This window comes from Shigella sp. FC1544 (assembly GCF_001722145.1).
In the GTDB taxonomy this organism is placed as follows: domain Bacteria; phylum Pseudomonadota; class Gammaproteobacteria; order Enterobacterales; family Enterobacteriaceae; genus Escherichia; species Escherichia coli.
Map to the genome: position 1 here is coordinate 1 of NZ_MECT01000509.1, position 277 is coordinate 277.

Here is a 277-nt window from a genome sequence, read left to right on the forward strand (position 1 = left end):
GCTCATAAGACGCCCCAGCGTCGCCATAGTGCGTTCACCGAATACGTGCGCAACAACCGTCTTCCGGAGCCTGTCATACGCGTAAAACAGCCAGCGCTGGCGCGATTTAGCCCCGACGTATCCCCACTGTTCGTCCATTTCCGCGCAGACGATGACGTCACTGCCCGGCTGTATACGCGAGGTTACCGACTGCGGCCTGAGTTTTTTAAGTGACGTAAAATCGTGTTGAGGCTAACGCCCATAATGCGTGCAGTTGCCCGGCATCCAACGCCATTCA

The 277-nt window shown here is 56.7% G+C and carries 1 pseudogene; it reads right to left on the reverse strand.

The window, feature by feature from the left end:
- Positions 1-277, reverse strand: a pseudogene (locus tag BGK49_RS28190) (IS1 family transposase); the annotation flags it as partial.